Origin of the sequence: Paenibacillus sp. BIC5C1 (assembly GCF_032399705.1) — a bacterium.
Taxonomy (GTDB): Bacteria; Bacillota; Bacilli; order Paenibacillales; family Paenibacillaceae; genus Paenibacillus; species Paenibacillus taichungensis_A.
This window is the reverse complement of the sequence record NZ_CP135922.1, coordinates 1,762,629-1,784,474: the sequence shown is the minus strand read 5'-3', so window position 1 is coordinate 1,784,474 and position 21,846 is coordinate 1,762,629. Positions and strand designations below refer to the sequence as shown.

32 protein-coding genes and 1 pseudogene are annotated in these 21,846 nt (G+C 44.2%); 4 read left to right on the top strand and 29 right to left on the bottom strand.

Annotation, left to right across the window (positions count from 1 at the left end):
* Nucleotides 1–45: 45 nt before the first annotated feature.
* The 23 genes and pseudogenes from RS891_RS08165 to RS891_RS08055 form a co-directional block, all read right to left on the bottom strand.
* Nucleotides 46–558 (bottom strand): nucleoside deaminase, encoded by a 513-nt coding sequence (locus RS891_RS08165; protein ID WP_315795027.1) that lies wholly within the window; start codon nucleotides 556–558, stop codon nucleotides 46–48.
* A 37-nt stretch (nucleotides 559–595) separates the two neighbouring features.
* Nucleotides 596–1,162, bottom strand: coding sequence for a histidine phosphatase family protein (locus tag RS891_RS08160; protein ID WP_315795026.1), 567 nt, complete (start codon nucleotides 1,160–1,162; stop codon nucleotides 596–598).
* Nucleotides 1,163–1,171: 9 nt separating this feature from the next.
* The gene (locus tag RS891_RS08155) at nucleotides 1,172–1,672 is read right to left on the bottom strand and encodes an NUDIX hydrolase (protein WP_315795025.1); all 501 of its coding nucleotides are present in this window, start codon (nucleotides 1,670–1,672) and stop codon (nucleotides 1,172–1,174) included.
* Nucleotides 1,673–1,675: 3 nt separating this feature from the next.
* Nucleotides 1,676–2,518 carry an adenylyl-sulfate kinase gene (locus RS891_RS08150; protein WP_315795024.1) on the bottom strand — a complete coding sequence of 281 codons (843 nt, stop codon included), beginning with the start codon at nucleotides 2,516–2,518 and terminating at the stop codon, nucleotides 1,676–1,678.
* Nucleotides 2,519–2,556: 38 nt separating this feature from the next.
* Nucleotides 2,557–3,066 (bottom strand): hypothetical protein, encoded by a 510-nt coding sequence (locus RS891_RS08145; protein WP_315795023.1) that lies wholly within the window; start codon nucleotides 3,064–3,066, stop codon nucleotides 2,557–2,559.
* Entirely contained in the window at nucleotides 3,063–3,740 is a 678-nt protein-coding gene (locus RS891_RS08140) for an HAD family hydrolase (protein ID WP_315795022.1), read from the bottom strand. Before RS891_RS08140 ends, RS891_RS08145 begins: the two co-directional genes overlap by 4 nt.
* A gap of 229 nt (nucleotides 3,741–3,969) precedes the next feature.
* Entirely contained in the window at nucleotides 3,970–4,329 is a 360-nt protein-coding gene (locus tag RS891_RS08135) for a hypothetical protein (RefSeq protein WP_315795021.1), read from the bottom strand.
* A 55-nt stretch (nucleotides 4,330–4,384) separates the two neighbouring features.
* On the bottom strand, nucleotides 4,385–4,741 hold the full coding sequence (locus RS891_RS08130) for an immunity protein Imm33 domain-containing protein (RefSeq protein ID WP_397386905.1): 357 nt from the start codon (nucleotides 4,739–4,741) through the stop codon (nucleotides 4,385–4,387).
* A gap of 32 nt (nucleotides 4,742–4,773) precedes the next feature.
* A complete protein-coding gene (locus tag RS891_RS08125; protein WP_315795020.1) occupies nucleotides 4,774–5,175 on the bottom strand; it encodes a hypothetical protein in 402 nt (133 codons plus the stop codon).
* 15 nt (nucleotides 5,176–5,190) lie between these two features.
* Nucleotides 5,191–5,601, bottom strand: a complete 411-nt coding sequence (locus RS891_RS08120; protein ID WP_315795019.1) for a hypothetical protein — start codon at nucleotides 5,599–5,601, stop codon at nucleotides 5,191–5,193.
* A complete protein-coding gene (locus RS891_RS08115) occupies nucleotides 5,598–6,044 on the bottom strand; it encodes a LytTR family DNA-binding domain-containing protein (protein ID WP_315795018.1) in 447 nt (148 codons plus the stop codon). Before RS891_RS08115 ends, RS891_RS08120 begins: the two co-directional genes overlap by 4 nt.
* A gap of 186 nt (nucleotides 6,045–6,230) precedes the next feature.
* Nucleotides 6,231–6,740 carry a hypothetical protein gene (locus tag RS891_RS08110; RefSeq protein ID WP_315795017.1) on the bottom strand — a complete coding sequence of 170 codons (510 nt, stop codon included), beginning with the start codon at nucleotides 6,738–6,740 and terminating at the stop codon, nucleotides 6,231–6,233.
* A 59-nt stretch (nucleotides 6,741–6,799) separates the two neighbouring features.
* Nucleotides 6,800–7,303, bottom strand: a complete 504-nt coding sequence (locus tag RS891_RS08105) for a DUF4188 domain-containing protein (RefSeq protein ID WP_315795016.1) — start codon at nucleotides 7,301–7,303, stop codon at nucleotides 6,800–6,802.
* Between the two features lie 52 nt (nucleotides 7,304–7,355).
* Nucleotides 7,356–7,838 (bottom strand): GNAT family N-acetyltransferase, encoded by a 483-nt coding sequence (locus RS891_RS08100; protein WP_315795015.1) that lies wholly within the window; start codon nucleotides 7,836–7,838, stop codon nucleotides 7,356–7,358.
* Nucleotides 7,839–8,459: a hypothetical protein gene (locus RS891_RS08095; RefSeq protein ID WP_315795014.1), complete on the bottom strand. Its 621-nt coding sequence runs from the start codon at nucleotides 8,457–8,459 to the stop codon at nucleotides 7,839–7,841. It lies immediately after the preceding gene.
* 104 nt (nucleotides 8,460–8,563) lie between these two features.
* Complete coding sequence (locus RS891_RS08090) at nucleotides 8,564–9,025, bottom strand: NUDIX domain-containing protein (protein WP_315795013.1); 462 nt, start codon at nucleotides 9,023–9,025, stop codon at nucleotides 8,564–8,566.
* An 85-nt stretch (nucleotides 9,026–9,110) separates the two neighbouring features.
* Nucleotides 9,111–9,632: a GNAT family N-acetyltransferase gene (locus RS891_RS08085; RefSeq protein ID WP_315795012.1), complete on the bottom strand. Its 522-nt coding sequence runs from the start codon at nucleotides 9,630–9,632 to the stop codon at nucleotides 9,111–9,113.
* Nucleotides 9,633–10,103: 471 nt separating this feature from the next.
* Nucleotides 10,104–10,592: a cysteine hydrolase family protein gene (locus RS891_RS08080; RefSeq protein ID WP_315795011.1), complete on the bottom strand. Its 489-nt coding sequence runs from the start codon at nucleotides 10,590–10,592 to the stop codon at nucleotides 10,104–10,106.
* Complete coding sequence (locus RS891_RS08075) at nucleotides 10,589–11,074, bottom strand: DinB family protein (RefSeq protein ID WP_315795010.1); 486 nt, start codon at nucleotides 11,072–11,074, stop codon at nucleotides 10,589–10,591. Before RS891_RS08075 ends, RS891_RS08080 begins: the two co-directional genes overlap by 4 nt.
* Nucleotides 11,075–11,108: 34 nt before the next feature.
* On the bottom strand, nucleotides 11,109–11,822 hold the full coding sequence (locus tag RS891_RS08070; RefSeq protein ID WP_315795009.1) for an AAA family ATPase: 714 nt from the start codon (nucleotides 11,820–11,822) through the stop codon (nucleotides 11,109–11,111).
* Nucleotides 11,823–11,862: 40 nt separating this feature from the next.
* Nucleotides 11,863–12,189: a DUF962 domain-containing protein gene (locus RS891_RS08065; protein ID WP_063564077.1), complete on the bottom strand. Its 327-nt coding sequence runs from the start codon at nucleotides 12,187–12,189 to the stop codon at nucleotides 11,863–11,865.
* Nucleotides 12,190–12,209: 20 nt separating this feature from the next.
* Nucleotides 12,210–12,638, bottom strand: a complete 429-nt coding sequence (locus tag RS891_RS08060; RefSeq protein ID WP_315795008.1) for a VOC family protein — start codon at nucleotides 12,636–12,638, stop codon at nucleotides 12,210–12,212.
* Between the two features lie 116 nt (nucleotides 12,639–12,754).
* Nucleotides 12,755–12,910: pseudogene (locus RS891_RS08055) on the bottom strand (IS1380 family transposase); the annotation flags it as partial.
* Between the two features lie 278 nt (nucleotides 12,911–13,188).
* Here RS891_RS08055 and RS891_RS08050 point away from each other — a divergent pair.
* Genes RS891_RS08050 through RS891_RS08040 form a run of 3 tightly spaced genes read left to right on the top strand, consistent with a single transcriptional unit; the run spans nucleotide 13,189 to nucleotide 16,064 of the window.
* Nucleotides 13,189–14,073 (top strand): BglG family transcription antiterminator, encoded by an 885-nt coding sequence (locus tag RS891_RS08050; RefSeq protein ID WP_231952627.1) that lies wholly within the window; start codon nucleotides 13,189–13,191, stop codon nucleotides 14,071–14,073.
* On the top strand, nucleotides 14,070–14,576 hold the full coding sequence (locus tag RS891_RS08045; RefSeq protein WP_315795007.1) for a PTS sugar transporter subunit IIA: 507 nt from the start codon (nucleotides 14,070–14,072) through the stop codon (nucleotides 14,574–14,576). Before RS891_RS08050 ends, RS891_RS08045 begins: the two co-directional genes overlap by 4 nt.
* Nucleotides 14,577–14,606: 30 nt before the next feature.
* Nucleotides 14,607–16,064, top strand: a complete 1,458-nt coding sequence (locus RS891_RS08040; protein ID WP_064639726.1) for a PTS transporter subunit EIIC — start codon at nucleotides 14,607–14,609, stop codon at nucleotides 16,062–16,064.
* Between the two features lie 142 nt (nucleotides 16,065–16,206).
* Here the strand turns inward: RS891_RS08040 and RS891_RS08035 are convergent, their stop codons facing one another.
* From RS891_RS08035 to RS891_RS08010, 6 genes are all read right to left on the bottom strand, one after another.
* Complete coding sequence (locus RS891_RS08035) at nucleotides 16,207–17,220, bottom strand: bifunctional glycosyltransferase family 2/GtrA family protein (RefSeq protein WP_113051496.1); 1,014 nt, start codon at nucleotides 17,218–17,220, stop codon at nucleotides 16,207–16,209.
* A 2-nt stretch (nucleotides 17,221–17,222) separates the two neighbouring features.
* A complete protein-coding gene (locus tag RS891_RS08030) occupies nucleotides 17,223–18,209 on the bottom strand; it encodes a phosphodiester glycosidase family protein (RefSeq protein ID WP_315795006.1) in 987 nt (328 codons plus the stop codon).
* Between the two features lie 205 nt (nucleotides 18,210–18,414).
* Nucleotides 18,415–19,383: a radical SAM protein gene (locus RS891_RS08025; RefSeq protein ID WP_315795005.1), complete on the bottom strand. Its 969-nt coding sequence runs from the start codon at nucleotides 19,381–19,383 to the stop codon at nucleotides 18,415–18,417.
* Between the two features lie 105 nt (nucleotides 19,384–19,488).
* Nucleotides 19,489–20,058: a GNAT family N-acetyltransferase gene (locus RS891_RS08020; RefSeq protein WP_315795004.1), complete on the bottom strand. Its 570-nt coding sequence runs from the start codon at nucleotides 20,056–20,058 to the stop codon at nucleotides 19,489–19,491.
* A gap of 68 nt (nucleotides 20,059–20,126) precedes the next feature.
* Nucleotides 20,127–20,435, bottom strand: a complete 309-nt coding sequence (locus RS891_RS08015; protein WP_315795003.1) for a hypothetical protein — start codon at nucleotides 20,433–20,435, stop codon at nucleotides 20,127–20,129.
* A gap of 21 nt (nucleotides 20,436–20,456) precedes the next feature.
* Nucleotides 20,457–21,113 carry a pyridoxine/pyridoxamine 5'-phosphate oxidase gene (locus tag RS891_RS08010; RefSeq protein ID WP_315795002.1) on the bottom strand — a complete coding sequence of 219 codons (657 nt, stop codon included), beginning with the start codon at nucleotides 21,111–21,113 and terminating at the stop codon, nucleotides 20,457–20,459.
* A 279-nt stretch (nucleotides 21,114–21,392) separates the two neighbouring features.
* Here RS891_RS08010 and RS891_RS08005 point away from each other — a divergent pair, with 279 nt between their 5' ends.
* Entirely contained in the window at nucleotides 21,393–21,839 is a 447-nt protein-coding gene (locus RS891_RS08005; protein WP_315795001.1) for a GNAT family N-acetyltransferase, read from the top strand.
* The last annotated feature ends 7 nt before the right edge of the window (nucleotides 21,840–21,846 follow it).

Below are 21,846 nucleotides of genomic sequence, written 5' to 3'. Positions count from 1 at the left end.
TATCTTCTATGACACTGGCTAGTAAAATGGAGATCGGCATGGATTTCATTGTTTGGCAGTCTCCCACTCTGTATTAAGCATACCTCTACCAATATTCCATTGGGCAAGCAATGCCCGTTGTCTATTTTCCAAATCAAGATATGGCGCTGCAACATAGGATAGTGTGTCGAACAAATGGATAAAATGAGGGCCTTCCTTAAAACGTCTAAGCCCGCCATACCCTTCATCATCCGCAGCCCATACGATCTTTTTGATCCCCGACATTAATATGGTGCATGAACACATGGGACAAGGTTCACATGTAGTGTAGAGGGTCAGGTCATTCTTCGTGTATCGCTTCTTACTTACATCCAGCAAATGTTGCCCTGCCTGACGAATAGCATCGACTTCAGCATGTGCAGTGGGATCACATTCGGAGAAGACACGGTTTCTTCCTTTACTCACGACATCCCCATCCGCATCCACAATTATCGCTCCAATCGGATATGTTCCTTCTATTAGCGCCTGATCCGCCTCTTTCAGAGCCAAAACTAAATATTCATAGTCCGATAATCTCACGAAAAGTCCCCCTTAGTGTAGATATTGACCTTCTATATTACAGATCTCTAATCGTGTAATGACCCGCTTCGCCTAGAAAGTCACTTCGGGTTAACCCCTGCTCTCCAAGAAAAGCTCTAAAACTCGTTATCGTACCATCATGTGAAATGATAAAAGTACTCCCGCCCTGCTCCCTGCACCATTGAATTAGCTGTCCAGCATAAACCTCAAATCGCTGTTCTTCCATTCTATTAATTCCATCCACCCAGCAATGAAGTTCAAAATCAAGAATTCGTAGCCCCGTATACTGAGCATTTAATACGTCTTTCGAATAGATTTGATCACAGCGCAGAACGGGGAACTCCGGATTTTGAGGGAACATTCTCGGGCCAATGAGTGGACAGACTGTCAGTTTATCGCTTGATGTTAAGAGGAATGCCGTTTCTATCGTTCGTTTCGTAGGGCTCACTAAAACGATGTCTTCCGGTAGGATTTTAATCTGCTTTCGTAATTTAATCGCCTGCCTCTGTCCTTGTTCGGTAAGTCCCGGATGCAACTGGTTTAGCTGATGAGGATAATGAAGCAAATGTTCAGCGTGACCATGACGAATAAATGTGAGATCCACAAGCTCCTCCTATTTCTGTACGTAATGCTTAATTCGCTCTGTATCATGCAGATTGCATAGATCCTTTTTCAGAAATACCGGATAAATCTCCATGTTTCGCAGCTCTTCAAAAGAAAACCAGTGGAATGTCAATCTCCCGTTGTCCTCCAGCCCCTTGAATTCCATTTCATTATAGAGCCTATGATCTTTCGGTAATGTGATGACATAATAAAATCCAATTTCGTGATACTTCATGCCATCATATTCAAAGAAATCTTCACTTACAAACGCAACTCTCTGCGGTTGTACACGAACACCCAACTCCTCATACATCTCCCGTACAATGGCTGCTTCTGTCGTTTCATTGAATTCCACCCGCCCTCCAGGCAAATTCCAGAAATCATCTTGTTCAGTTGTGTGCAGGAGAACTTTCCCCTGATGTATAACGATACCAGCCACACGGAAATTGAATTTATTGTTATCTTGTTCATACGTTATGTTATTGTTATCTGAATTTATCAAAAGATCCACCCTTTACTCTTTCAAAATCTTCTCCAATTCCCCCTGGCAAGCAGCCCGGTTATATTCCGAATTGTCCAGCCAGTGTTTGTCTATCTTCAATAACTGATAAATCTCAGTCTCCAGCTCCTTTCTTGCCTGAAGAACCTTCACCGTGCCTTCAACACCATGGTATCCTTCCGCGAGCCCCCATCCCTGATTTGTGTAATATTGTATGAATCCATCTGACCATTCCTTTGGTCTTTCCTGGATTGCTTTGTCAAAGGTGTGTGCAACATCCTGCTGATGAATATAGATTAGTAACGGATTCAATGGTTGAACGATGCGCTCCAATTCCAAAACATATTGCACGTTTTCTTCTTTGGATTGATTGTATTTCACCAAACCCATGGTCAATGGATTTTGGATGAAACAACATTCGAATATGGTGATGGAATCACCATCCGCGCTTATCACGCTTTCAGTAAAATTCCGCCATTTTTCGGTGATCAGCTTCACATTTTGTTCAAAAGGTAGTTCGTAAATATCTTTGCTACATATCTCCTGCACCACATGATCAGGGAAATCCACTCCACATTCCTCTTTCATTTTGCGATACGGAATCAGGAAACCATCCTGGTAGGTTGTAGCTCCTCTCTCCAATATATGTTTACATGCCTCGTGAGCATCCACCAAAGAACTGAACTCTTCCGCAGAATAAAAGGCCACACCATCATAATCAGCAGGATGATCCAGGTTCCCTTCCTGGACTAGTCGCACCTTTTTGCCATGCTCAATCAGAATCTCGGATACCATCTTGGCAATCGTCGACTTTCCTGAACCCGGTAATCCCTCAATAAGTATCAATTGTCTTGTCATGATTTCATCACCCTTAACTTCATTTCCTTCAGTTGTAGTTAATCGATGTCTGCAAAAATCCATTTCGCAGCATCGCCATCCGCTTTCTTTTTCCAAAACACCATGCTAGGGCCGAACTCTTCCCCGTTCTCTCTTAATTCAGTAACCATCACAAGTGCTTCATAAAGCTTCTTTTGCTCTCGAATCTTGATCTTGCTCATTGAGATCACCTTGCGAACTTTTGAGATTGGCATGCCTGAGACTGGCGATTGTGGATCAAAAAGGCTCATATAGCCCTTCTCATCCTCTTCCCATATATAACGCATGCGAACGTTCATCAGTTTGACGATTTCCAGTTCATCGCCTGTATACTTCGTTTCATCAAGGTAAACAGGAGGGGTGCCTTTGTCTTTTTTGGTTGCTTCTTCATCGTCCTTCTGCTCAATCGCTTCATCAGTAACGCTTTCCGTCACTGAAATCGTTGGTTTCTGCACAGCTTCATGGGTTGTTTTATCTTGGAAGGCAATTAAGAACAGAAATAATAACGACATCACGATTAACTTTTTCATACCCAAGTCTCCAACATATGCACAACTTCGCCAAGATCTTTGCATTCAAAATCCGGTGTAATCTGTTGCGGTTTGGGTTTTCCTTTTCTATTCAACCAGATAGCCTTAATTCCCGCATTTTGCGCGCCTTGTACATCACTGACCAGAGAATCCCCTATATGGATCACCTCATCTCGCTGCAAACCATACCTCTTGATCGCTTCATCAAACATCTCTGACCTTGGCTTATAAGATCGAACATCCTCGCTGGTAATCACTCCGGCCACTTCAATGTTATGTGCCTTCATTGCGGCTTTCACGTCATCCGTATCGATATTGGACAGAATATATACCGGGACTTCAAGAGAATGAAGAAAGGGAATTGAATCAACAAATATGCCGGGGTTACGCCAATGTGCCAACTGTTCCTGATTAAGCGACTCAGCTTGTAGATCCGATTTGAAATGGAGTAGCGTTTCTGCCAGAGATTGCACATTCAGCATTCTTTGCGTTGTAAACTGACTGCTGTGGCTTGCATAAAACAACGTTGAAAAAGCCTTCCACCAATATGCGCCAATCTCATCCGTCTTACAATCAACCTGCGCAGATGCTTGGACCTTTTTATAAATCACTGGAAGAATATCATCATCTTCATGAACAACTGTCCCATAAAAATCAAGAAAAATGGCTTTCATTCTATCCCTCCAACTGGAATGCGCTAATCCAAAAAACTTCCTATGTATGTTAAATTTTCTCTGTAGGTACATCATAACCCATAATGTGGAATTTGCGAATGAACCAAATAACGTAATCCTCCCCCCTTACGTATTCTGCTCAACACAAAAACCACGCTGCTCTGCATGTTTGCATCATACAAAAGCGTGGTATGTAATAACCCCTTTCCAACATCTGAACAGCAACCAACTATCTTTTAAAAAACATGTTCATTACACCAGTGGCTTTAATGTTGATCTCATTACCCTCAACATCCATAAAAGTCTCATTATACGTAGTAAAGATTCCCACATGCTGTATATGCCCGCTTCTGAAATTAAGACTTTTTTCCTGGCCGTTCGTGATCTGTGTATACGTCGTTCCTTCATTAACATCGTAGGAGACATGTATACCATACTCGCTTTCCAGCCATGTGTAGAAATCTGTTCTGGATGGATTGGTAAAAGCCAGAATCAAAATTATGATAACTACAACACTAATAACTATGGTTAATTTACTTATACCATTTGTTCTATAATTAGCTGCTTTATTATCGTGCGTACTTGCCATAGTATGACTCCTTTCAAAGTTCCATTTAACTCATTGGTTGCTTTGCTTGCTCTGACTATGATCTGTTAAGCAACTGCTCGTCAAACCATACATCCTCATAATCTTCTGCAATCACAAACCGCCATCCCGGCGCAAGTCCGAGGTACTTCTTGATTTTTTGGTCCCAGTCATCGATGTGTGTGACATGTAAAGGTACGAAAAAATCATCTGCCTCCGAGTATTCTTCCGCCCAAATATACCATCCGGTTGTATCTCCCTCGGGCTGAATACGCATGCCGTGGATCGGTTCCAACTTCTCTTTGACGTTCCAGGCGATTCCGATCTTATGGTGCAGTTCGCTGGGTACATAGTCGGCGCTATATTTCTGGCACATCTGAATCTGTTCCTGGATGGAAGCAGCATCTATCATCATTGATCATCCCATTTCTCACATGTTGGATAAGACTAAGATAGTTCATAGTACTGTTTATAATTAGAGACCCATTCCTCTTTGGAAAAATCAACAAAGTCATATGGCTCACACTGTCTAAGATATTTCAACTGTTTTCTCGCTTGATCCCCATCCTTCTGTTCCAGATAGGTTACTGTCTTCTCATAACCGGCACCACACAGAAGCTGAACATCAATATAACTGCCCGTATCCTGATTCTTGCGTTTGGCCTGCCAGATCAGCACAGTGTCCTCTACATTTCCGATGCAGAATAACATAATACATAAGGTTTTGAGATACTCATGATCCACTGCTTCTTGATTCTCAATCTCTTGCTGCAACAACTCTCTGATTTGCTGCCTATGTTTGGTATCTGGATCTAAACCATACAACTCCAAAACCTTTTCTTCGTTCATTTCAGTACCCCTTGCTTACTTCAGAATATTATTTAATTCTTCCGCTTTTTTCCTGCTATCTATTCTAGCATAGAAATAGAAACCAATAATGTGCAGTACGATGGATAAGACCCACATTCCAGGGAACCAGGGAGCAATCAATAGGAACATGTCTGTAGAAAATAACCATACGATCGCCATTCCTCCTGCAATATTAAATGTGGAAGAAATGACGATATTCCACACCGGTTTCATCGTAAAGTAGTTCCAAAGTGCATTGTACATTACGCCAAACAGTATAGCGGCAATAGCTGAAATCCCGGCAATATTCCACAGGTAACCCATTTCAAAGAACTGACTTTTAGAGAATAGTGTCAATAACAAGGTGACCCACAACGAAGTTACTGTAAAAACCTGAAAAAATGAATGCTTCAACTGACTAATCATGATAATTTCCCCCTAAAGTTTTTAATGTAAAATCGGCTGACAAAGTAACTGGAACCATCCTTCAGATCAACCTGGATCCTGGCATGGTCTGTTGATGAAAATTCGCTAATACAACGTGTGTTGATAATCGTTTGATTGTTAATTTTCACAAAATGGGATGATCCCAAATCCTGTTCCACAAACTTCAGACGTTTGTTGAGCAAATACCTTTCGCCTGTGATGACACGTACACAGCACAACCGATCCTCTGATTCAATCGCAACCACCGAACTCAACTCGATCTGCACATTGCGATTGTTCTTGGCATTGATGACAACAAGTTTTGTTTCCGATTGGCAGATCGCTTCTTGGATACTGTCCCAATGGGACCTCTCATCAGGATGGGTTATGACCTTGGCCATGCTTTTTTCCATTAACAGTTCCTCTTCAAAAATGACTTTCATTTACTGTTCCTCCTCTCACAACTTATATTACAAGCAAAGCCACGACAAACCCACAGTATTGCGTTTTGTTGCATGAAATTGCAGGTTTGTTACATCGGTACTGATTTTTCAGCGTATAGACACGATAAAAAAGACTACTCATTCAAGAGTAGCCCTCCGTGTCTCTCTTTCAGACTGTCATTGGAATCAGGTTACCGAACTGTTCTCCAGATACATCTCCTGATTTTGCCGAATGATTTCATTCATGTGTAAAATAGCTTCCTGAGCCGCAGCTCGATATTTAACGTATAGTTCTTCCGTTCTTTGAAGCAGGATCGGGTCTTTCTCCAAGTCCGTGGGCAGGACCTCACGCCACGTGTCTCCATCTTTATTTTGATCTGTAATCAAACGCTCGATGTCGTCCAGCAGAGTTACCATTTCATTTTGGTTAAAATAGCGCATCCCGTTCTTAATTCCATTCCAGCTCTTCATGTCGATAATGTTATACGCCGAAAACCAATAAAACTCCGCCAAGCTCTTGGTATGGTTATGATAGGAATAGAACAAAAATATCGCTTGTTGTCCTTCATGTAATTGCCGATATACCTCTACTTTTGCTGCAACATCTTTACCACGAACGGAGATCAACATCGGTTCGACGCACAGCCAGCTAAGCTGCTCAGAACCCAAATCTTCTGGTTTGACATTAACCTTCAATAACATGCTCCTCTCTACTTACGCTGCTGAATGTACATTCGAACTTCACTAGTCATATGTTAAGGATTCTCTGGTGTTTCTACTGCCGGTTCATTCTCTCCACCCATTCTCCGTCTGGACGTTTCTTTCCTGCCTGTCGCTGGAACATGGTTAGACACTTTAGCCAATCCGAATTTGGGCATATTCGCATATATGGTTTCATATGAACCGGATTGAGCTTTGTACGTTTCATGATAAATCCCCACGCTTCCATCCGATCCAATGGATTGGTTAAATCGTTTCCAAGCATCCAAGTGTAGGCCACCGCGTGCGTATTTCTCCAATTCATCATAAGATCTCCAATATTGCAGCAGAGTCACTCCACGCCAGCTCATAAAAAATTCCGTCCCCAGAAACCCGGTATCTGGGTTCATGTACAGTTCTTTGATCATCGGGCCCATGGATTTAAAAACAGGTAACCACTTATGTATGGCCCACAAGCGATTAACTCTCATTCCAATAATAAAAACAACAAACTCGCCTTCGATCTCAGCCGAATATCTTCCCTTGTGTATGTTCGCCACATTAGTCCTCCTTTTTATCAACTATGCCGTCTTATTTGCCGTAATTCATCCCCTACACCATTCTGTATTGCAAAATTAGTTGAAGACCATTGATGCCCATTTTCCGCTCGCCCATATCCAAAAAACCTGCTCTTAGATACAGCTTTTGTGCTGCAATATTCCCCTCATTCACAGCTAAAATAATTTCATCGACTTTCGGATCAAGCTGTTTAACCAGTGTAGGCAGTTCCCTCATGGCAGTGAGTGCATACCCGTTCCCCTGATGTTCTAACGTAATGGATAACGCACGTACCAGTATCGTACGGGAAGTATCACTTTCCTCTACGTATTCAGAATTTTTATGTAATATGAAGAAACCAACTGGAGTCTCATCATTTAAAATCACTACCGGATATTTGTTCGGATTTTGGAATGCCTCCTCCATCACTTCCGCAGGCATTGCAGTAAACTGAACCTGTTCATCACTTAACGAAAAATTAGCCAAGTCTTGAGCGTACTTCTCATTATATGGGGCGAGGCTAATCCGTTTTTCCATTTAGAATACCTCCCACTTTGCAAACAATTGTCTGAGTCTCTCGGCTGTTGTGTGAATAAACTCTTCTATAGCTTCCATAGATAAAATGCTCAAATCACCTGAGGGCTCATTTTCAAGGTTATTTAAAAAGTCTACTTTTTCTTTTCTATATTGATACACCTCTTGCTCCAGCAATCCACCCAAGTCAAAAGCTTTACCTGCTTCCAGCTTATTCAATAAATCATGGTCATGGCCATTAGACCCTTTTCTCAAAATCATAAATTCCAACTTTGTAACATCCTCCGTATAAATACTTCGTCCATTAGGGTTTTCCTCATATGGGGGATAAATCTCGAAAGTCCAGATCCGATCCGTATATATATGAGCAATGTACCCGCACAAATATTGCATGAATTTAGGATCACTCTGCGCACGTTTCTTGTTTGAATTAAAAAATGCCCCGAGCTCTTCGTCTGTTGCAAATCGTCCTGCTTCTGGCATGAGATGAGTTTTTGCCTTTGCGGCTCTTTCATTCGTTCTCACATGAATGGAGTCAGGAGCAAGACTGCCCACTATAAATTCAGGGGTTGGATCAGATAGTAATTCAGAGGCGATTGCAAAATGAACCATGGGCCAAGGCATAATAATGCTCCTCTCTCTATTAAAATCAGGGATTTAAATTTACTCACAAACTATATTTTCCCTATTCCCTCTCTGGATCTTCTTTCTGTTAAATCCCTTAGGGCTTAACGCAGAATTGTGAGTTCCCCTTGCATCAAATCTACTAATACAGGCTTCTGTACCTTGTTGATTGTGGAAATATCAATTTCACCTAAACTTTTAAAAACAAGTTCTAGCGATTCATTCTGTTCATCTTTAAATAAAAGGGTTGTTTGATTATCATCAAGTTTCCCACCCAACTCCGCGGTGACGTTGAACAGGAACATAACAAATACAACCTCGTTGCCATCCGGATATGTATATTTCATTTTCTCACCTGTGTAGATGGATGCCAGTTCATATGAACTCACGTCAAGCCCCGTTTCTTCTTTTACTTCTCTAATCATAGTTTCTTCAATACTCTCACCGGGCTCCATACCACCACCAGGTAATCCCCAATCGCCATAATCTGATCGTTTTTGCAGCAGTATTCTACCCATATGATCACGAATAATAGCTCCGCCCGTAACCACAATGCGGCTTGTCATTCATCATTCTCCTCTCTAATGGCTCGCTTCCCCTCTAGTAAACCTTTTCATTCATCATAACCCATGTATTGGTAAATGCGAATATCTAGTCCGTTCTTGCACGTACAAAGGTTTGAGACAGAATCCGATGGCTGCCAGCGATGTTTTCAATTTCAATGCTATACTCCGACTCTACATATTCAATGTGATGATGTTCATAGTATTTTTTCCAGAATGAAACAGCTGATCGGTTATTAGCCAGTTGCTCCACTTTGAATCTGCCCTGAAATTGTGCAAACACCAGATCAACCGCCTGAGCCGCTAATCCTTGTCCACGATACTTTTTGACCAGAAACAGCTCTTGTACCGTATAATCGACATCATCATCTACATAAGGAGGAGAGCAAACCAGCACAAATCCGATTACCTTTCCATCATATTGGATAAAAAACGGATGTAATTCCACCCGTTCCAGATAGAGATAGGTATTCGTTGGATCGAATTTCCCCTCTTCTAGCAAATCCTCACCCGAGAATTCGGAAAGATCATATAAATACAAGTTGTACAGGTTAAGAAATAATTCCTTCTTTTCTGCCAAAATACTCGTGATTTGTACATTCATCATCATTGCATATCTCCCTTATCATGTGATTTACGCTCATCCTTATCGATATACACAGTGTGCTTGTTGTGTCCTGCTCTCAATATATCGTTTCAACCACAGCGGATATAGGCAAAGTTTGATTTAAATCGTGAAGTCTCCAGTCTTGAAGAAATACTTATGTATAAAAAAATAGACCCTTTACAGAGTCTGTTTAAGCATATTTGTCGTTTGCCTTTTCTTCCCTAGGTATGCAATAGCAAGTGCAACGGGATTAACAAAAGGTAAAAAAGTCAGCCAACCTATAAACGTAAGTATGGGAGCCAGGATCGATATCACACCGAAAAACAGCATAAGTGGAGATCCTTTCTTCAACCCCTGAACGAAAAGTACTAACCCTACTGCAATCCACATGACCGATGCAATGCTAAGCATATTTATAACCATCACCTCCATTTTTATAGTAATCAACGATATCTATAATTAACCGACTGACACTTATTGGATTAGATAATTAACTACAGGATAAGAAATCACATTTCGGTCTCTATAGGTTGAAATCACCGCTTCGTAATGTGTACTTAGAATCCCATTTTGCAACATGACAGGTCTAAATCCTCGCTCCATCGCGCCATTATAGGTAAACAGAACACATTCCTCGGCAGCAAATCCCGAAATGATCAACAGCTCAACATTGTTACTCTTCAGAAGCTGTTCCAGGTCTGTCTGCCAAAATGCATTGGAGCTCTCCTTCGTCACCTTCAGATCCTTCTCATTCACATCAACCTCAGAAATAATACGATACGCCTCAGAATCTGAATCCTCCATGCCTTCCACGTCTTGTACATGAACGACCACATGTCCGCTCGAACGAAGCACGTCTGCAACATGATTGATATATTCACAAGCGCGGTCTATAGCTTTTTGATCTAACTTATCTCGTACAATACTCTCTTGCATATCCACGATCAGAAAACCTATTTTCATATCATCTCTCCTCTTACTTTCTTTCTCAGCATCATGATCTGTCCAATATGATACGCATTATGAATACACAGATTGGATATGACATTCCACCATGGGGCATTGAAGTACGATGGAATGGTCATCCCTAATTTTGCATCATCACTTTCCTCTACAGCCTGTATCCAGCGACTAAATGTTGCACCAATCTGTGCAATGCTTTTCTGCCAATCTTCTTCACTTACATGGGATGGGTTAACAATGAATGTCTCGTCATTATTTATGCTATTGTCCGGAACCACTTCACCCTTGATAAACCGCTCCAACCAAGTTTCATTCCAGAAAGTCAGATGATTCACCAACTTCCAGATCGATTGCCCCTCATCATTCAGCCATAAGGCCTGCGTAGCGGTTACATCACGTAACATCTCATCCAGCGGCACAAACCAGCTCTTGTCATGATGACAGGCAGCGAGTTGGTCCAACAGCACCAATTTGATACTCATGTTCGGCTCCTGTCTCCTTTCAAAATAAAAAAAATTAGTCCTTGAACAACTCATTCAGCATCCGGTTGCGATTTTCCAGGAAACTGCGGGTGATCTGATAATGTTCTGTATCTTCATACTCTACGTCCTGAATACCACCATCGTCAAAACTCAAAATGCGTGCACCCGGATAACCCAATAGAATCGGCGAATGCGTCGCGATAATGAATTGGGAAGTGTCTGATAGATCATGAAGAATGCGCAATAAGGAGAGTTGACGGGCTGGCGATAAGGCGGCTTCGGGCTCATCGAGCAGATAAATGCCTTTGGAATTGAATCGGTTCACGAACAGATTGAGAAAAGACTCCCCGTGGGATTGTTCATGCAACGAACGCCCACCATAATACTTGAGCGACTCCGGCCCCAATTCATCTACATGCGATGCAAATTGATAAAAGGACTCCGAGCGCATGAAGAAACCATTCGTGATTTTGGGCAACCAGGATAGACGCAAATAGTCACCTAATGATGATTCAGCAGCATCAATCTCAAATGCATTATTTTTCCCGCCCCCTGCTGTGTTAAATCCACATTGATGAGCGATGCCCTCCAGCAGCGTGGACTTACCCGATCCATTCTCACCAACAAAGAACGTAATGTTATTGTTGAATTCCAATCGCTCCAGAGACTGTATGGACGGTATGTGAAACGGATACTGATCCGGATTCTCGACTTTAGCAGACAGTAACTCCACACTTCGAAGATACATAGACACACTCCTATTTTATAAAGTTCGACTCCTGCTGGTTTCAGTCCTGTTTATTGATCCACGGATGGATGATTTCTTTGCGGGTGATGATCTCAATGGTCCTGATAAAAAACCAGGTGAAGCCGGCATAAAAACCGATATGCGGATATCGGAATGCTGCCGGTTTGTTGCCTTCGAAATAGAAGTGCCCAATCCAGGAAAGGGCGTAATGGATAAGTGCCAGAACCAGCATGACTTTAAAATTAATAAACAAGAAAATCCAAGCCGCAAACGCCGATAAAAATGCGAAATAATGCAAGATGAGGTTGTTCCGATCCTGATGTTCCTGAAGATAATAACGCAAATCTTTGCGAACACGATTCAACATCCGGTCACACTCATTTCACCCTAAAATGTGATCATGGCTCCTTTTTCATCAAATACGGCGGTTGGATTCCAAGTGACTTCCCAGCAGTTATTCTCCGGGTCCAGGAAATTAGCGATTCTCCCGCCCCAGGCAGCGTCATATGGCTCTCTGATTACATTGCCTCCGGCAGCGCGGATATTCACAATGGTATCGTCAACGTCTTCGGCTTGATCCACATTGATGGCCAGCAGCGTTCCTTTCAACCCATCAGATGCACTGAATATCATTCCCGTATCTTTCTCCAGCTCCTGAATGGGATATAACGATAGCAATACACCTGTTGTTTCAAAAACACTGTATTGATCTGAACTGATTGCGGTCTCACTCCACCCAAGCTTCTGATAGAACGAACGCAGCTCAGGCAGATGCATTGCACCAATGGTGACCAGACTCACTCGTTGTGGAACCATAAATTATTCCTCCCATATCTTTTTAACATGAATTCGGAATGTGGATGAGTTCTCCCGTTCCTGCCAAACCTTGTACGAAGGACGACCTTGATAGCGGGGATTAAGGACGTTCGTCACGTGCTTTCGTCCAGGAATCGCTCGATTTCTTTGACCATCTGATAGCCTGGATCGGATTGCAAAGCGTTCATTTGCAGAAAGCGGGTGTGCCCGAGAAGCGCGCAGTCCGTCAGATAATCCATGAGCATCGAAGCCGATTAGACGCAATTGCTTCCCCGCATCAGTCTTTCATGGCGAAGGTACCTTTTCATTTAACATCCCCTATATTAAACGACGAACAGACGGATGACAAAATTATGGTTGACGGCGGCAGATCAGCTTCTATATTATGTAGGAAGAACGTACTGCATAAAAACATAAAATGAATTGGCGTGTTACCATTCCAGAGGGCATGAGCCAAGAAGCGAACATGAGACTATACTCGCTTCTTGGCTCTTTTTGCCGTTTCCGGGACCTGGAAGCGCTAACTTTAGAGACGAGGAGGCGGTGAACCGTGAGTAAAGGAATGCTGCTGCAGGTGGAGCGGGTCGTCGGCAGCAATATTGTCCTGGCCCGGTCGCACCAGAGTACCAAGGAGTACGTGCTAATCGGCAAAGGCTTGGGATTTGCGTTCAAAGGGGAAAGCACCATTCAGGCCGATGATCCGCGGATTGAGAAAAGGTTCCGGCTGGAGGACCGGGAGGAGTGGGGGCAGGCGCAGGAGCTGATGAAGGACTTGGACCCCAATGTCATCGAAATCTCTGACCAGATTATCCGTCTCATCGCTGATCAGTTTCCTGGCAAGCTGAATGACAAGATCTATCTTGCTCTTCCAAGTCATATTCAGTTCACCTTATATCGGCTCCGCAACGGCATGGAGATTCTGAATCCTTTCCTTACGGAGACAAAGCTCAGTTTTCCGAAAGAATTCAAAATCGCTTCGGAAGCGGCGGCCATGATCGGGGAGGCCTTTGCTGTAGAGGTTCCGGAGGATGAGGCGGGGTTCCTGACATACCATGTGTACTCCTCCGTAAATCACGTCCCTGTCGGACAGCTGGTTAAGGTATCCAATGTAATCAGGAAGCTTCAGTCCATTATTGAAGAGCAGGGTGGCATTCGCTTTGGGCAGGGCAGCCTTGGCCAGGCAAGACTCCTGATACACCTGCGCTTTTCCATGGAACGCCTGTATCAGGAGCCGATAACGTCCCCCACCTTCGCACAATATGTGCAAAATGGGTATCCATCCGAATACCAGCTGGCCAGAAAGCTAAGTGCTGTCATGGCCGAGGATTTGGGTACAGAGGTGCCCGAGGAAGAAACGGCTTTTCTCGCCATGCATTTATACCGGCTTTTTCAAACTCATGCCAAAACCAACAACAGAGAGGACAACACACAATGATCTGGAAATGGAAAAACAACAAATCTGCTAAAACATCTGAGACAATATCCATCGTCTCCCCGCTCACCGGAACCTGCGTCAGTTTGGAAGAAGTGCCTGACGAAGCGTTCGCGCAAGGACTAATGGGTCCAGGAGTTGCAGTGATTCCCCAGGAGGGCAGGCTGGTCGCCCCTATCGACGGCACTGTAGTGCACCTGATTAAATCGCATCATGCCGTCATGATTGAGCATGCTTCCGGGCTGCAACTGCTGCTGCATATCGGTATGAATACTGTCAGTCTGAAAGGACAGGGCTTCACCCCCCAAGTGCAGATCGGGGATCAGGTCGCTGTCGGTCAGACCCTGATCGAATTTGACCTGAATGCTATCGCTTCGGCTGGTTATCCGGTCATCACCCCTGTCATCGTTGCGAATGCGTCAGAACAGCCGTGGGAGTCTCACCCGACGTATGGCAACGTAGAAGCAGGCTTGGGAACTATCATGAAAGTCAGCTTGCCCAATTAACATGAATCTAAAAAAGAAAGGAAGAACAATATGCTGAAAGCATTGCAAAAGCTAGGGAAATCCCTGATGCTTCCTGTAGCAACCCTGCCTGCAGCAGGTATTCTTCAAGGCTTGGGTCTTCTTAATTATGAAAAGGACATTCCTCTTGGACCCGTGATAGGGGGATTTCTCAATCAGTATGTAGTTCCATTCATGAATGAGGGAGCGGGGGCGATCTTCGGCAACCTTGCGCTCATCTTCGCCATCGGGGTGGCTATCGGACTGGCGGGGGATGCGGTCGCCGCTCTTTCCGCCCTGATCGCTTATATGGTGCTGATCCGAATTCTGGGAGCCGTCCCAGGTGTATTCGGTTATATTCCTGACGATGTCAAGCTGGATACGGGCGTTTTGGGCGGGATATTTGCCGGACTGCTTGCAGCCTATATGTATAATAAATACCACAATATCAAGCTTCCTGACTGGCTCGGCTTCTTCTCCGGCAAACGCTTTGTGCCGATGGTCACCGCCGGCTCCATGCTGGTGTTGGCCATCCTGATCGGCATGATCTGGAGCCCGATTCAGGATGCCATCGGCGCTTTCGGCGCCTGGATTGTAGGCTTTGGCGGCTTTGGCTCCATGGTGTTCATGATCGCCAACCGCCTGCTCATCCCGCTCGGTCTGCATCATGTCCTCAACTCCATCGCCTGGTTCCAGATCGGGGATTATACCAATGCAGCCGGGGAAGTCGTGCACGGGGACCTAACCCGCTTCTTCAACGGAGACCCTACGGCAGGCATGTTCATGTCTGGATTCTTCCCGATTATGATGTTCGCTCTTCCGGCGGCGGCGCTTGCCTTGATTCATACAGCCAGACCTGAAAAGCGCAAAATGGTCGCTTCCATCTTTATCGGCGCAGCGGTGGCTTCGTTCTTAACGGGTATTACCGAACCGCTCGAGTTCTCCTTCATGTTCGCAGCGCCTCTGCTGTATGTGATGCACGCTATTCTTACCGGTGCAGCGGCCCTGATCATGTATCTGCTGAATGTTAAGCTTGGTTTCGCCTTCTCGGCAGGTCTGATTGATTACCTCGTGAACATGAAGCTATCGACCAATCCGCTGCTCATGATTCCAGTCGGACTCGCATTTGCGGTCGTCTATTATTTCCTGTTCCGGTTCATGATTCTCAAGTTCAACCTGAAAACGCCGGGGCGCGAGGATGACGCTTATGATACCGATGTGGCCACTAATGCTTCCGCCGTGGCAGCGGCGTCTGCCGACACCAAGGCTGGAAAAGTGCTCGCCCAGATCGGTGGAACAGATAATATCGAGAGCATCGATGCCTGCATCACTCGCCTCCGTCTTGTTGTTAAAGACGACAAAGCCGTCAACGACCAGGCGCTCAAACAGCTTGGCGCTTCTGGCATCATGAGGCTTGGTGGCGGAGCTGTGCAGGTCATCTTCGGCACCCAGTCCGAAATTCTGAAGGATGAGATTAAGAAACTGATGTAACGCTCGTCCTCCTTTGAGTTTAAAAGGTCGAGAACAGAGGTATGCTTTACCCTGTTCTCGACCTTTTTTATTACCAAGAAGCGCATGATATTCTTTTGAGTGGCCGTGTCTTCTTTTGGTCTATGAGTTTTAATATACAAAGTTAATATACAAATCTGCGCTGCGCCCAATAGCTGAACACAAAGATCGACACCTCTGTTAACAGCTTGGCTGCAATCAGTGGGATAATCAGTTTTTCATTGTAGAAGTACAACAATCCGTAATTTAATAGCAGCACCAGAATGACCAATGAGAAGTATTTTGGTAAAGATTGACGGACCCTGGTCGTTTTCCCGGCTGAAAATACATACTTCCGATTGATCGTATAGTTGAAGATGGAGCTGCAAAGTCTCGCTGCAACGACCGATAGGAACAGATTATGCGTGAAGTACTGGATCACGAACAGTAAGCCAAAATCGATCAAGGCCGATAACACCGAAGACGTACTGAACATCAGAATTGGCATATAAATACGGAATGAATCTATCAATGGGCGAAAATGAGAGGATTTGTTATGATCCAGATAGACCGTATCTATAAACTCCTCTGTGATCTCATACCCTTCTTTATGCGCTGTTAGCAGCATGTTCATCTCGTATTCAAATCGTTCTCCAGGGATCTGGCACAGCCAGTCCAGCATCGAGAATGGAAAACCTCGCAGGCCTGTCTGGGTATCATATACTTTCGTACCTGTCGTGAGAGAAAAGACGCCTCGTGTGACCGTGTTGCCAAAACGACTGCGCGCTGGAATGGTTCCACTGAACCGACGGCTTCCCAGTACAATCCCCGGGGTCATTTGCTCCAATAGTACATCAAAGATGCGTTTGATATCATGCGGCAGATGCTGTCCGTCACTGTCTGCGCATACAATACCGCCCTGTGGGCCATGTTCCTTGATATGTTGGAATCCTGTCTTGAGCGCACGTCCCTTGCCCAGATTGACCGTATGTGTCAGGACTGTACACCCATATGCTTCTGCCGTCTCGAAAATCCCCCTGTAACCTGAACCGCTGCCATCATCTACAATGACAATGGGTCCTAACTGAAACGTCTGCAACTGTAACACGAGATTTAATAAACGAACATCCGGTTCGTATGATGGAATTAATATGGTCATGATCATTGTCCCTCTTTCAGATAAAGGATGTCACTTACGCCGCGTTCCTGGTTTCTCCCCAGCGGATTATTAACAACCCGACCCATGAAATACATTGTGGATGAACCGCCGCCGTCCAGATTGTAGGCTTCCGTTGCTCCAAGACCTTTCATGACATCAGCGAGTTCTGCGAGCGTCATGCCACGGCTGTCATCCTGCCGGCCGTCCACTACAACGAATACATAGTGATTCGGGGCGATCATGCCGATTGCTGTTCTCGGATTGGCATCCTGGATCGACCGGTTACCAAAGTTGTTATCGATTTTCACACTGCTGAAGTCACTTACAATCTCACCGTCCTGAATCAGGATTGGTCCAAAAGATAACGTATTTGTCGCGCCTTCCGCCAGCAGTTCCGATGAGGATTCTTCCGTCTCGTTATAAGTCTTCATCGTGCCATCACTGAACAATGCCATCGCATCACGCACCGGATCATCCCGATATACCGTACCATTGCGGATAATTACGCCATCATCGCGGAAGCCGTAGTAGTCACCATTGATCGCAAAGATGGCATTGTTGGCCGCTGCAATCTCTGAAGTGTTTTCGGTAATATTCGTGCCAAAGCTGTTATCTGCCAGAGCCGAGCGCAGGCTGCTCGCATCTGTCAGCTGTACATCCGCGACGTAATACGTAATCTGATCTGAACCTGAGCCCGTCTGAACCTTGTCGATCTTGACCTGCATATCATCGCTGGAATAGTTCCAGTCATCTGACGTTCCATTCACTTCAGTCGTCGGGGTTGAAGTATCCTTGGAGGTGCTGGTTGCTGATGTATTGTCATCCGCTACTACAACCTGTACATGCCGGATTAAGTAGCGATCTGCCAAGCTGTATATCACGGTACCAAGGCCCAGAACAATAACAAGGGTAATCATCAGCCATTTGCGCCTTGGTTTTGCATTTTTATATGGGTCGTTCTCGTTGGTTTTTGGATAGATCTTCATCATGCGAAGTTCACCTCTTCATCTAAGTTCTTAAGGCTCATCATAGGCGGGCTAGCTTAAATGAATCTGAAACAGGCTGAACGCAAAGAAAGAAGGTCATCCTTTCCCCCATGAGGAGATAAGACAACCTTCCTTATAAGTGATAATGATGGATCTCAATCCATATATGTACCCCAAATAGGGACAAGTACGATGCTAAACAACTTTTTTATACATGTGACTGTTCACTTGTAAAAAGAGCATCGTATGCAGGGCAGGGCTGCTTTTCTAGATAATCCGTTAACGCTTGAGGCTGCTTGGTATAAATATCCTTCAAAGACGTGCCCTCGTAAATATTACCGATCACGACTGGGTGGCATAACTCACAGATGAGAATATCCCCATTACCGTGTAAATGCAGCTGCTTCGTCCCATCCACACAATTAGAAAAGTAGACACCGGGCTGTTCACGCAAACCCAGTTCTCCAGCAAAACGATCCATACAGGTAAAATATAACGTCGTATCTTCCTTCTTATGCTTAATGAGCTCGTTTACGGAGTGGATGAGTGATTCTTTGGAAGCAATCTGGCTCCACTGTCTATGTGGCATCACAATACTGTTCTGGATCTCATGGATGCGCACACCCAGTTCATAGACTTTATCGCTAATAGCCTGCATGTTCGCTTGGGTGCCTTCAAATAGTAGCGTCTCCAACACAGTTTCCAGCCCCGCTTCAGTACAAAGACGAATGTTGTGCTCCAATCGCTCATACATGCGGGGGTGTACACGGTAATACGCAGCATATGCATCCCGATCTGTATAGTTGAACGAAATATGAATGTTGGACAAGCCGGCATCCCGCAAAGCATGAATTCGTTCTTCCGTTAGCAGGCTGGCATTGGTATTTAATTGCGTGTCGATACCGTGTTTCCCGCAATACGTCACAATCTCCAGACAATCCTGATATTTCAGGGTCACCTCTCCCCCGGACAAACGCACTCGCTTGAGCCGCGGAAGCTCACTAATGATCCGAATCACTTCCTGACCGCTAATGCATTGCCCATCGTCTCGATTGTAGGCGCAGCAATAGTCACATTTGTAATTGCAATTGGAGGTCACGCCGACCTCCAGTCCTTCCAGTTCATATACGCCGGGTGTTTCAAGTTCAAGTGATTTATATTTGTTTTTAGCTGTCAATTCAATGCACCTCCCGATTCCTTATCCATGTTTTTTCAACTTGGAGATTATAGCGGATCTCGGTAGATGCACGATATGACATTATGTACGTTGGAAATCATATCATCATTTAAAATCATAATCGGATCGAATAATGGCGTACATTTTCAAATCCTGCATTTCGTTTTTAATTTTCATATAACTCCGTAAAAGCCCTTCGAATTTCATGCCTGTCTTTTCCATGACCTTTGCGGAACCGATGTTACCCACCAGACATTTAGCCTGAATGCGTTCCAATCCGATGTCTTCAAATCCAAATTGAATGATTCGGCTAACCACTTCCGTCATGATTCCTTGGCCCCAATACTCGTTGGATAACACATAACCCAATTCCACCCTCATACTGTTACTGTCACACCCCAAATAATTGCAGCTGCCAATCAACTTCTTCGTTTGTTTATCCTCGATTCCCCATGGCCCCAGCTTATCCAGCTCATATCGACTCATGACAAAATCAATAAAGCCTTTCGTATCGTCCTTGCTCTGATGAGCATCCCAGGTCGTGTACTCCGATACAGCAGGAACCGCGCAATAACGGTACATCTCATCCAGATCACCATAGGTAATGGGCCTAAGCAGCGTTCGTTCAGTTTCCAATACCGGAAATGGGTCAAAATAACTTTCAATGGACTTCATATGTATGCCTCCCCGGCTTATTCAAATTAGGATAACAACAGTTATTGATAAGAAATCACACTATCCAGTTATTCTGTTTTGTTCTGGCTTTCCGCTTCTTGATCTACAGTTTCGTAACTCACAAAACGCTTGAGACTTTCTCTGGTTTTGGAGCTGGTTGCTTCATATTCCGCCCATACTAAATAGAACAAACCCAGGATTAAAGCACCTACACTCCAATTTCGAGGAGCTGTTCCAATATAATTTAGCATCCCCTGAAACAAGTCCGAGTCCCACGAAGTTACTCCAGAACCAAAAATGGCAGCACTCAAATATCGAACACTGTACAGAAGGGCCGCTATGACCAGCAGCAGTGTCCCTGTAGTTCTACGACTCACACATATTCCCCCTTTATAAATTCACGGCCATAACCTCAGGTTCTTCCATTGCCCTTGATGCAAAATATATTGAATTCTCACATGCTTTCGTTCCGAGTCTCCCTGCCAGAACTCAACTTCCTTTGCGTTCACGGCGTACAGTCTCCAATTCGGTGTCACAACATCAGGCTCTCGGCTGATTCGTTCCTTCTGAGCGGCAATGGCGTGTTCCAATTCGTCCTCGCTCTCCAGCTCCTGACTCTGTCGTCCTGTCATCGCAACTGCGCGTGCCCCTGCCGATCTTTTCCTAAAATCCGCTATACCTGCTTCCTCGCCCATATCCACGGCTTCTCCCCTTATGCGGATCTGTCTGCCCAATGCAGGCCAGTAAAAGGTAAGTGCCACATGCGGATTGTTCCCCAGTTGCTGTCCTTTTCGACTCTCCGAGCCAGATGCAAAATAAAAAGCTTCGTCAACTACGTCTTTCAAAATCAATACTCGTGCATCTGGAAAACCATTCGAATCCACTGTCGAAATTGTCATCGCATGAGGTTCTTTCACCCCATAATCAATGGCTAGTCTCAGCCATTCCAGAAAAAGATTTCCTGGTCGAACCGGTAACTGTTCGGTATCCCAAGTCGGAAAGGGTCCAGACAAGGACTTCAACCCACGCAACAATTCACTTGGTTTATTAATCATATCTGCAACCTCCCTATACTTCCATTTCATTCCATTGTAGCGTAGTAGGCCATTTTCTCAACTATTTGTTTTGAAATGATTGATATGTTCAATCTATTTTCACTGATAAAAGAAGGATATATTAAACAAAATAGCAAATAACCTACATTAGAGTTTTTTCATTTCGAAAGGAGTGATATGGTATGAAGAATATCCATGTTGCAATGGTTTTTAGGAAGGGTACGAAGTAAGTGCAGAGGGTAAATTCCTCTGCGAAGTAAAATTTAGGAGGAATTTTGTATGGTAGTTGTATTAAAGCCAGTGTCTAATGAAAATTGGTATGAATGTACCCAGCTTAAAGTTAAGCCAGAACAGCTTAATATCTTTCCTGCACCTGTCGTTTATTGGATTGCTGAATCTAAATATGTTAATGATTTTGAATTACGTGCTATTTACTCGGAAGAGGTTTTAGTCGGTTTTCTCGTATTCTGTGCGAACCCAGACAAGGATGATAACTACTGGATTCCTGCCATAATGATTGACGAGAAGCATCAAGGAAAAGGTTATGGCAAGGCAGCAATGAAAACTTTGATTCAGCTTATGCGTATTTCAAATTGCAGAAGAATAATGATTGGACACCGACCAGACAATCTAATTGCAGGAAAGTTGTATGAATCTTTAGGGTTTATAAAAACTAGTGAAGAAGTAATGGATGGTGAAACAGTACGTCTGCTTCAGATAAACTAAATAATAT

Excerpts from the sequence above, each read along its gene's own strand:
- RS891_RS08150 (WP_315795024.1), bottom strand. The coding sequence starts at position 2,518 with ATGACAAGACAATTGATACTTATTGAGGGATTACCGGGTTCAGGAAAG.
- RS891_RS08145 (WP_315795023.1), bottom strand. The coding sequence starts at position 3,066 with ATGAAAAAGTTAATCGTGATGTCGTTATTATTTCTGTTCTTAATTGCC.
- RS891_RS08140 (WP_315795022.1), bottom strand. The coding sequence starts at position 3,740 with ATGAAAGCCATTTTTCTTGATTTTTATGGGACAGTTGTTCATGAAGAT.
- RS891_RS08135 (WP_315795021.1), bottom strand. The coding sequence starts at position 4,329 with ATGGCAAGTACGCACGATAATAAAGCAGCTAATTATAGAACAAATGGT.
- RS891_RS08130 (WP_397386905.1), bottom strand. The coding sequence starts at position 4,741 with ATGATGATAGATGCTGCTTCCATCCAGGAACAGATTCAGATGTGCCAG.
- RS891_RS08125 (WP_315795020.1), bottom strand. The coding sequence starts at position 5,175 with ATGAACGAAGAAAAGGTTTTGGAGTTGTATGGTTTAGATCCAGATACC.
- RS891_RS08120 (WP_315795019.1), bottom strand. The coding sequence starts at position 5,601 with ATGATTAGTCAGTTGAAGCATTCATTTTTTCAGGTTTTTACAGTAACT.
- RS891_RS08115 (WP_315795018.1), bottom strand. The coding sequence starts at position 6,044 with ATGAAAGTCATTTTTGAAGAGGAACTGTTAATGGAAAAAAGCATGGCC.
- RS891_RS08100 (WP_315795015.1), bottom strand. The coding sequence starts at position 7,838 with ATGGAAAAACGGATTAGCCTCGCCCCATATAATGAGAAGTACGCTCAA.
- RS891_RS08095 (WP_315795014.1), bottom strand. The coding sequence starts at position 8,459 with ATGCCTTGGCCCATGGTTCATTTTGCAATCGCCTCTGAATTACTATCT.
- RS891_RS08090 (WP_315795013.1), bottom strand. The coding sequence starts at position 9,025 with ATGACAAGCCGCATTGTGGTTACGGGCGGAGCTATTATTCGTGATCAT.
- RS891_RS08085 (WP_315795012.1), bottom strand. The coding sequence starts at position 9,632 with ATGATGATGAATGTACAAATCACGAGTATTTTGGCAGAAAAGAAGGAA.
- RS891_RS08080 (WP_315795011.1), bottom strand. The coding sequence starts at position 10,592 with ATGAAAATAGGTTTTCTGATCGTGGATATGCAAGAGAGTATTGTACGA.
- RS891_RS08075 (WP_315795010.1), bottom strand. The coding sequence starts at position 11,074 with ATGAGTATCAAATTGGTGCTGTTGGACCAACTCGCTGCCTGTCATCAT.
- RS891_RS08070 (WP_315795009.1), bottom strand. The coding sequence starts at position 11,822 with ATGTATCTTCGAAGTGTGGAGTTACTGTCTGCTAAAGTCGAGAATCCG.
- RS891_RS08065 (WP_063564077.1), bottom strand. The coding sequence starts at position 12,189 with ATGTTGAATCGTGTTCGCAAAGATTTGCGTTATTATCTTCAGGAACAT.
- RS891_RS08060 (WP_315795008.1), bottom strand. The coding sequence starts at position 12,638 with ATGGTTCCACAACGAGTGAGTCTGGTCACCATTGGTGCAATGCATCTG.
- RS891_RS08045 (WP_315795007.1), top strand. The coding sequence starts at position 14,070 with ATGATCTGGAAATGGAAAAACAACAAATCTGCTAAAACATCTGAGACA.
- RS891_RS08040 (WP_064639726.1), top strand. The coding sequence starts at position 14,607 with ATGCTGAAAGCATTGCAAAAGCTAGGGAAATCCCTGATGCTTCCTGTA.
- RS891_RS08035 (WP_113051496.1), bottom strand. The coding sequence starts at position 17,220 with ATGACCATATTAATTCCATCATACGAACCGGATGTTCGTTTATTAAAT.
- RS891_RS08030 (WP_315795006.1), bottom strand. The coding sequence starts at position 18,209 with ATGATGAAGATCTATCCAAAAACCAACGAGAACGACCCATATAAAAAT.
- RS891_RS08020 (WP_315795004.1), bottom strand. The coding sequence starts at position 20,058 with ATGAAGTCCATTGAAAGTTATTTTGACCCATTTCCGGTATTGGAAACT.
- RS891_RS08010 (WP_315795002.1), bottom strand. The coding sequence starts at position 21,113 with ATGATTAATAAACCAAGTGAATTGTTGCGTGGGTTGAAGTCCTTGTCT.
- RS891_RS08005 (WP_315795001.1), top strand. The coding sequence starts at position 21,393 with ATGGTAGTTGTATTAAAGCCAGTGTCTAATGAAAATTGGTATGAATGT.